The sequence below is a fragment of the Pontibacter rugosus genome, from assembly GCF_042678745.1.
Lineage (GTDB): Bacteria > Bacteroidota > Bacteroidia > Cytophagales > Hymenobacteraceae > Pontibacter > Pontibacter rugosus.
Genome location: NZ_JBHTLD010000032.1, coordinates 17845 through 27583, shown reverse-complemented (window position 1 = coordinate 27583; position 9739 = coordinate 17845). Strand labels below are relative to the sequence as shown.

The window sequence follows — 9739 nt, the reverse complement described above, 5'->3', positions numbered from 1 at the left end:
TTTAAAATTCCTCTTCCTCTAGGTATACAGCAAATATAGGTTGTTAATATTCTTTATACAGTTGATGATAGGTAGGGAATTATGCTTTCTGTTAAACAAGAGCCGCTTAGGTACTTTACCTTAAGCGGCTCTTGTTTAACAGAAAGCAGCTTATTGCGCTTTCAATAGTTTGTACTGTTTTTTTAGCTTGTTATACCTAAGCTCTACCACATACGCACCAGCCTTAGTGTCTCTTAAATTAATTTGTTCCGTCTGTTGTACCTGGGTTTTTGTGAAGCTTATCTGCCGTATTTGTCTCCCCAGTAGATCATAGACAATCAAATCGACAGGACCTTGCCAGCTGTTGTTCATTTTAACCAAGAGAACATCGTTGAAGGGGTTAGGGAAGAGTGCTACTCCCTCTGACACAGCATCCTCTATGCTTGTAACAGTGGAGGTAGTGGCTTTTATGGAGCTTTGGGAAGCGACAGCGGTCAACTCTATTGTTCCGCCTGCCTTACTTATCACTATAGTAGCAGCCGTCTCGTGCATCGGTAAGCCAGCATAGTCGGCCAAGAACTGGTACTGCCCGGGAGGAAGCTTTGAGAACAAGAATGTGCCTGATTTATCGGTGACTGCCTGCCTGATGATTTTTTGGGATGTGGCATCAAGTAGAAAGACAGGAGCATCTGCAATGGGCACTCCTGGTACGGATTTACCCTGGTAAACCCTGCCTCCCTCCATGCCTTCACTTTTCACGAAAACGCCGTCTACAGTTCCCTGTCCCTCCACAATGTCTGCTGAGACTACGGCAAGATTCACAGTTAGTCCTGCCATATTTGCATCAGTGACCACCAACGTCGTGGCAGTGGCCAGACTAAGGCTGCTCTGCCAGTAGCCTTGGGCCACATCCGGGAAGGCAGTCGGGTCTGGAGTTGCCTGAATCCTGTAGTTCCCGGGCAGGCACCAGAACTGAAATCCGTTACCGCCGTTCAGGTCCCTTTTCCCTATGAATCGGAAGGTGCCGTCCGCTTCCTCGGCAAAAAGAGCTACGCTGCCCTTGGTCATCTGGCGGCTATCCTCTGTCATGACGGTACCGCTCAGACTAGAGGACACTTGTTCCTCAATTGTATGATACTTGTCTGCCGAAATATTTGTCATCACTTGTCTTACACCGGAGGGCCAGATGATGACAAGGCTGTCTATAAGTGTGGCTTCCCCCAAGCCGAACTCCACGTTCAGGCTGTTCTGCCCTTTGAAACCTGACTGGGGGATGACCTGCTGGTATTGCCACTTCCCGTTGCTTTTGACCTGTACCCTGGTACCAATAGCCGACTTGTTCGACGCCGTGCCTACCAATAACAAATTCACCCAATGGTTCCTGTTGCCGCCGTTCATGTAGAGGGAGTTGCTTACCCCGTTGTCATTGGCAATGATAATGTCTAGGAAGCCGTCGTTGTTGTAGTCGGCCCAGGCGCAGGACTTGGAGGGAACCCTGTCATTCTGGACAGTAGATTGCTCGTTCACGATCTCGCCCACCGTCACCTTGGAGAAGCTGCCCTCACCGTTATTCCGGTAAAGGAAGTTCCTGCCCTCGTAGTTGGAAACAAACAGGTCTGTATGCCCATCATTGTCGTAATCTGCCCAAGCGCTACCGTATGACTGTGCCTGATCCTGCTGAATAACCGGATCGGCTGAAAGGGTAAAGGTTCCGTCACCGTTGTTCACGTACAACGCATTCGCCGCTGGCTCCTCGCTACCGCTAGTCACAAAAACATCCATGTCCCCGTCGTTGTCAAAGTCTGCCCACGAGGCGCCGTTAGGCTTGGAGCTAGCCCTTGGAAAGCCGCTCATGTTGTTTGGCACAAAGGTACCCCCGCTGTTCTCATACAAGAGGATCCCGCTTTGCCCCAGCACAACCAGGTCCTGGTCCCCGTCATTGTCATAGTCAACGCTGTTCGCATCGCCACTGTTGGCTTTCTCCAGCTTTGCCACCGGGGAAAGGGTTTTGTCCCCATTATTCCTGAAAAGGTGCCCATAGGAAAAGCCATCATAAGAAATAAACAGGTCCAGGTGCCCGTCCCTGTCAAAGTCCAGCCAGGTGCTGCTGCTGAAGCTGCCATCCAGCTGGAGGGGAGACTTTTCGCTAAAGGTGCCGTCACCCATGTTCTCATAGAGAAGGCCATGAAGCACCCCCGCACTACGGGTGTACCTCGTGCTCATTGCATCAAGGTCTCCGTCGTTGTCATAGTCTCCCCAGGTAACATCCAGGCTCACATTCAGTTCCCCGCCGCTCTTTTCAAGCAGGCCGCCCCGGTTGATGTATAACTCACTGTCTTTTGTTGTGTACAGGTCCTGCTTCCCGTCATTATCGTAGTCTACCCAGTAAGCACCCTCGGCATAGCTTGGACGCGTTGCCGCAGCACCCTCTTTCACCCTGATGAAGTCTACAGCCAACGTGGTGGCCTCCGCTGGAATACTTGCTTCTGACTGCGCCGACTCCCCTTTAGCATAGGTCCTGTAGTAATAGGTTGTGCCCGCCCCTAAGTCCGTGTCCTTATAATGAATGGTGTTGGCAGGAAGCTCGGCCAGTTTGGTGAAGCTGGTCCCGTCAGCGGACCTTTCCAGCACGTAGGCCACCTCGTCCGAGGCATTATCCTGCCACCACAGCTCTACCTGACTGGTGGAAAGCGTCAGTGCCGTGACAGCTGTAGGAGTGCCTAAGGAGACAGGCTCCGCAAAGGAAACAGTGTAGTCCTGCGTTTCTTCTCCCGTGCCGCAGGGTCCTAGCTCCCCATAGTATGAGTCGGCTGCTGTCCTCACGCGAAGCCGCCCTGTACTCCTTGGTGTCACCCAATCCGGGACTGTGACGGGAACCGTGAACACTCCATTGCCTACATCAGCGGCTTTCCGGAAGACCAGCTCCTCCTCGTCTAGAAAATCACCATCCCCGTTCCAGTCGATATAAATTATTCCGGTCAGTGTATTTTGGAAGGCAACTGTCAGGGGGATGGTCTGTCCACCATACACAGTAGCAGTCTGATCCAGGTAGTCATGGTAGCCGGTGCTAATTGCCGTATGCGTATTCCTGATTTGCTCGAAGGATATACCTGTCGCTGTGGCTCCTAATCCTAGGTCGTGCCAATACACCGGGCAATACATAGGTGCTACCGTCACAGCGTTAGAAAAATCGGATTGACCCAAAGTGTTGGACGAGCGGATGCGGTAAAGGTAGGTGCTCGACGCCGTGACAGACAGGTCAATATAAGCGGTCTCGTTTGCCATAACGAAACTGATCTGCTCAAACGGCGCATCAGTCCCCGTAGCGCGTTCCAGCACAAAACCTACCTCATTATCTGAGTTATCCTCCCAATTTAGCCTAACCTCATTCTCTGAGATGACTTTTGCCTTTAATGCTGTAGGCGCAGCAGGGGGCCTGCCCTGGCTCACGTCATACGCCTCATCCAGCATAAACACCCCTTTGCCTCCCCCCTCGTAGTGCAAGTGGTCATACCCATTGGCTATCCAGACCCTGTTGCTGGCATCGATAGCAATGGAGTTGATAATATTGGAGCCCATGGGGGAGTTCAGCATATTATAGGTAACCCAGGAGGAGCCATTGTACTTGGAGATGCCCGCATCCTCCGTGCCTATCCATAGCGCCCCATTTTTGTCAATGGCTAGACGCCTGGTCTTATTGGAGCCAATGCCAGAGTTTACTGTGTCAAAAACACTGAAGCTCGTTCCGTCAAACCGCAAAAGGCCTTGGTCGCTGGCTATCCAGTAAATCCCTTGTTTATCCTGCACCATGTCATGCAGGGAGTTGCTGGGGATGTAGTTCGGCCGTGTAGGGGCATCCCCACCGCTTGACCATCTTTTCGTTACCCCATCCTTATACTTTAAAAGCCCCTCACTGGCCGACAGCACCCACACCTGGTCATCCCGGTCAACAAGCACGTCAGTAGCTTCTGGAATACCTAGGATCAATTCTTCCCAGTTACCTCCTGCCCATTTTATAAGTGTTCCCGAGGTGCTAAGCACCCACAGGGTGCCTTCTGAGTCCTCTCCGAAACCAATAGTGCCTACTCCCGCCGAACTTAGCTGCAAATCGTCCCATTGACTTGCGCCGTCAAACCCCCACAGGCCACGGTAGCCGGTGCCTAACCATAGCTTCTGATCCGTAGTCCATACTTTCAGGATTTCGTCCTCTGTCTGGATGTTGTTGATGTGGTATGGCTCCCATTGCCCATGTTGTAAGGCCGCCAAGCCTGAAAGCGTTCCGATCCACACCTTATCCTGGCTGTCAATGGTGATAGTGGTAACGTTAGCAGAGGGAATGCCAGTGGTGGGGTTAGTCCAGAGCTGCGCCTTTGCAGTAAGCGCGAGAGTCATGGCAAAAAGTAATAGTAGAGGTTTATGCATATGAGCTACAGAATAGGATAGTTCTTACAGTAATCTGCAGCTAATGTATTAAAAAACCATGATTTGGAAGAATGAATGCTGTATTTTTCAGTGAATTATGATTAACCAATTGCACCGGTTGTATCAAAAGGGGCCGCATAAGAAGACAAAGCTTCTTTGGGGAGTGGCCAAGTAGTCACTTACTTATGCTGGCTAGAGTAAAAGTGAAAAACGCCTCATGAAGGTGGGTACTGAAAGCATCAGTCTATTAAATTCGGTGCAGCTAGCAGCGTCGCTAGGCTTGCTGCAGCTTTTTGGTAATGGAACTAGGCAACAAAGGAGCCTATGAAGGTGGAAAGTAGCGAATAAGCTTATTTGGCATCGGAACAGTGTCTGGGATGCATAAAAAAGCCCTATAAGCTTGGCTAACAGGTTCCAAAGTAGACCGAAGGATGGAGTTGTCGAACCTTTTGTACACCGCGCTTGTGGACGTGAGTAAGTATTCTGAGGTGGGTGATGAGCGGGAATCCAATTTCATTAGTAACATAGGTTGTTTTCCCACCAAAACAAATGCTATAGACTATAAGCAAGGAAGGCTCCGCATCAACGGGAGCCTTCCTTGTTCTACACCCTGCTGGTAAACGAGGCGGTGAGTTATTGATGCGATCTTACAAGACCTCTTTTCCTATCATGCCATCAGGTGCCTCCTTCAATTTAGAGTACATACGTGCAAACTTGTGGCAACTAGAGCACTGTTATTTTCTTGATGATGATACCCCGTCCGGATTTGATGCGCAGGGTGTAGAGGCCAGGTTTGGCCGACCTGATCTGCACCTCCAGCTTTTCCGGCCGTGGGCCATCAACGGTGGTGGTTTGAATCGATCTGCCCACCGCGTCAAATACCTCCACGGACTGCACGTCGAAGTCGGCGTGCAGCAGACTTAGGGTGAGGCGTCCGGAGCTTGGGTTCGGGTATACCTGCACGGCCTCTGCCGGAGCGATCTCCTCCACCACAAAGTCAGCGGTGCTGTAGGCCTTGCCGCCGTAGCCGGTTATCTCTACCTTGCCGGTGGTGGCGCCGCGCGGCACCCTTACCCTGTAGCTGTCGCCGAAGGCCTCCAGTACCAGTGCTTCCTGCCCGTTGAAGGCGATCCTGTCCCGCAGTTCCATCACGCCGAAGTGCCGGCCGCTGATCTCCACCACCGTCCCCACGCTCCCTAGTGCCGGCTGCATGGCCGTGAATCTGGGGCCTGGAATCACCACAAATGGCGTGGCTGCCTGGCCACCCGGCGTTTCCACCGTTATCAGGCCCGATTCCGCCTGTTCGGGTACCCGCACCACCAAGCGCAGTGGGCTTGCCTCCAGCACCAGAGCCTCCACCTGGCCGAAAAGCACCTTGTTCCGCGCCCTGTCAGCGGCAAAGTTATCACCTGTGACGGTGACGGAGGCGCCCACGATGTCAGTGTCTTTGCTCAGGCCGCTGATGGCTGGGCTGTACCACACCACATAAGAGGAGGTGCTCACCGCCTCGCCGCCCCTGGTGCTGATCCCGAAGGTGCCCGTTTTAGCTCCGGCAGGTACCCGCACCGTAATTGCGTTACCGCTGTGAGTGATAACCTCGCACTCGGCGTTCCCCAGCCTTACAGCCTCAAGCAGCTCCGGCTGCAGGTGCTGCCCCTGCAGGGTAACCGTTTGGCCTACCATGCCCTCTGCCGGACTGAAGGAGTTGAGTACCGGCGGCTGGTACACGGTAAAGGTCTCCGGTGCCGTAACCCCGCCGTCCGGGGTGATCACTTTCAGGGCACCTGTGCTGGCGCCCGCAGGAACCAGCACGCGGAGCTCTGTGGCAGAGGCGCTGACAACGGTGGCGACTTCCCCGTTCAGGTACACCTTGTTTTGTGAGGCATCGGAGGCGAAGCGTTTGCCTGTGACGGTGACGTCCGCACCGATCCTGCCCGCGGCGGGCTCAAAGGCCACGATCGTCGGTGTGGCCAGCACATCCTCCAGCCTCACCCGCACCGCCTCGTCCACCACCGGCGGCATGTCGTAGATGCGGTTGAGGGTGACGTTGGTGCGGACAGGAGAGTTGAAGTCGAAGAAAATGTCGGCAAAGTTCTCCACGGCGGTTTTCTCCGTAAGGTCTGCCTTTGGTTTGATGCTGAAGAGGATGTAGCCGTGGCTGCCGGGCTCGTTGGCGTTGCTGTCGGGAAGCATGATGTTGTCGAAGGTCCAGGTTAGCACCGGCCGGCCCTTGCCGCTCACCTCCAGGCGGTGGGCGTGCGAGGAGGCCCCGACCTGCAGCGTGCTCAGGTCCAGGTGCTCAGAGAGCGTGTCGACCACTACCACGCGGTAGGCCACGTCGGTACCGGTGTTTTGGTAGCGGATCTTGTACTTGAGTGCCGTATTGGTGGGGGTGTAGTTTTCTGATGTTCTCCCTATGGGCGTCACCAGCTTGTCGTTTGGGTCATAGGAGTCGGTGATCATCACGCACTCTTCCGACACTTCGGCCTCTTCGTCATCCGTTGGCATCAGGTTCACAAGACCGGAACTCACGGTGGTACCTGCGTTGGCAGCGGTGCAGGCCTCAATCGTTACGCTGGCTAATTTGTTGTCACCGTTGCCTTCCGGCTGGTCGGCCTCCAGCCGCCAAGTATAGCCCATAGTAGGTAACCATAGCACCATGCTATCACCAGCAGCTAGTTTGAACAACTCCTGGGAGCCAAGCCTGCCATTGGCAAACTTGCGGAACATCTCGTGTTGCTCCATATCAGCTGTACCGGTGTTTTTGATCACGAAACGGACCATACCTGATTCGGTGTCGCAGCGGCCAGTGATGGTAAGGGTGGCAGTCGGTTGAGCAGGCGTGTTATTAGATGGAGTGATCCAGGCGCGGGTGCAGACGGTGCGGCCGCGCACGCTTTCATCTCCGCAGGTCACGAGATCCTCGATGGTGATGGTGCCACGCTGGCCAGCCGCCAGATTGCCAACAGCGAACGCATAGGTGCCGTCGGGCAGGCGGGTGTAGGCCTTGTCTGCTGAAAGTAACCCTACCTCGGCCGGAAGCTTCACATACACTTTGGCATCTGGTGCTGAGGCAAAGCCAGAGTTCTCGTAGCGTACGGTCGTGGTGCTCTCGAAGCAGCGCCGGCGGCGCGTGGAGGAAACGCTGACGGTGAGGTGCGGGGTGAGGGTCTTACTTATCCCGAAATCGTAACCTAGAGTGTAATTGCCGTAGTCTTCAAAGGTTACTCCATTCGGAAAAGTTTTTGATAGACAGGTTTGCGTTAATAATTTCCCTTTTTGTTCTTCAAATATAGGCTGTACAGTATAACTGCCTTTCCCTACCTGGATCCTGTAATTTCCTGTAGCATCTGTTACACTGTAGTAGGGGCCTGGTTCCGCTTTCACAATAATATTTCGCTCACCTACCTCCTCAACGTCAGGCAGGCAGTCAACATTAGCATCATGATAAATATTGCCTTCAATATAATTGTATTCACGGGGCTTTTTGTTGGAATAGATGGTGACTATGTCTTTGTTTTTATGAGCGGCGGCAATAAGGCTTCCGTCCTTGCTCATAGCCACGCCGGGCGTTTCGCTGGCCATTTGGCCAATTAGTTTCCCTGAAGTGTCATAGAGTTCTATTTCGAAGTCCGATACATACCCATAGTTATTATGGGCAACGGAAACTACCAAATTCCCAAACGCATCAGAAGAAATTCTGCCTCGCCTTTTCTCATCCTCCTGATCGGGGTTAAAGGACCCGAACTGCTGGATGAACTTGCCGGATGGAGAGAAACGCTGTATGCGTTGGCCATTCATGTCTAATACATATGTATAGCCAGCTCCATCCACAGTTACGTCTAGAGGCCCCCAGAGCTGCCCTGCGCCTTTGCCTTTCGTGTTGATTGTCGAAATAAGCTTACCCTCTTTGTCGTATTTGCATATTGAATTATCATAGTAGTTGGAGACATGCATGTTACCCAAATGATCTACGGCAAGTCCAAAGAAAGTAAAGGGGATGTTATTTACGTTTAAAGTTCCGTTGATAGCGAAAACGTCGACGAGCTTACCTAAAGGGTCATACTTTCTGATGATACACTCCCTGTTGCCGGCTTCCAGCATGTAAAAATGCGCATGCTCATCTACGGCGATGGCGAGCGGGTTTGCCACATTGTTATCCTTACCTGCAAATTCTAATATTTTTTCTCCGGAAGGGTTCCACTTATTTACTTTAAAATTAAAGTTATCCAGTATGTACAGGTTGTTACTTTTGTCATAAATAACTTCGTGCGGCCTCTGCAAATTGCCGTACTGTGTTATGAACTGCTGGTCTGCACTATACTTGGTGACATAACTCCCATAATTATAGTAGCTGCCGATGTACAGGTTATTCTGGGAGTCAAAATCCATGTATACACGGCCAGATGCATACTCAAAGTAGTTTTGATGCACCGGTGTAAACTTTTTTATCAATTCACCATTGACTGAAACAATAAAAAGTATGGAACGGAAGCTGTGAAAGTATAAATTACCATTCTTGTCGAATTTCATGTGCCGCGCACTTTTAAGGCCCTGCTTTTTTAGTTCTTCGGCTCTGAATTCCTTTAACAAGAGGCCACTTGGATTGAATACCCTGAAATTTAGAGTAGCATTCCAAGTGGAATTGATAGTTTCGACATAATAGATATTATCATCTGCATCAAAGTCTACTTGAGCCGCTACAGGTTGGCTATATGGGTCAAGCCAAGGTAAGTTCAATGTCTTCAAAAGAACACCGTCTGTTGTGTAAAAATAAATGCTGGCATCGATATCGTCGAAAATAGCAAGATTGTTATGGCTGTCCACCAATAATTTGCGGCCATAATTTCGCAAAGTAGTCTTGTCTTTGGGGGCTGGTTTGGTCCAGAGTAGGTTGCCTGCCTTATCGTACTTCTCGATATGGCGTTTCCAATTGTTAATGAGGAAGATGTTCTGCTGATCATCAACCGTCATATCTGCCAATATCCCTTTGTATTCTACATTTGGATTCGTACTGGTATAATCCTCGGAATTTATTTTTATTTCCAGGAGAACCTCACCGTTCTTCATTTTCAAGATTCTGGAACGGTCAAGCAGGTATAAATTGTCTTCTTTGTCAACTGCCATCGCTTCCATATCAAGCGCTGGTGAGCTGCCTATAACGGCCTCCTTTTGGTAGAGCGAATCTTGGGCTATTAATGCATGTGGCCAGAAAAGAATACAAAAGAAAAGTAAAAATAAAGCTGTTCTCATAGATGAATAGTGAACATGGTTTATGAAGTGTATTTGGTTAAGTCACAGAGCTTAAAGGTATGTATTTTTAGTATGAAATATAGCT

At 51.2% G+C, this 9739-nt stretch carries 2 protein-coding genes; both read right to left on the bottom strand.

The window, feature by feature from the left end; translation table 11 throughout:
* Window positions 1–150: 150 nt before the first annotated feature.
* On the bottom strand, window positions 151–4371 hold the full coding sequence (locus ACFQ2O_RS05690) for an FG-GAP-like repeat-containing protein (RefSeq protein WP_377523765.1): 4221 nt from the start codon (window positions 4369–4371) through the stop codon (window positions 151–153).
* A gap of 753 nt (window positions 4372–5124) precedes the next feature.
* Window positions 5125–9654 carry a DUF7619 domain-containing protein gene (locus tag ACFQ2O_RS05685; RefSeq protein ID WP_377523762.1) on the bottom strand — a complete coding sequence of 1510 codons (4530 nt, stop codon included), beginning with the start codon at window positions 9652–9654 and terminating at the stop codon, window positions 5125–5127.
* Window positions 9655–9739 lie beyond the last annotated feature (85 nt).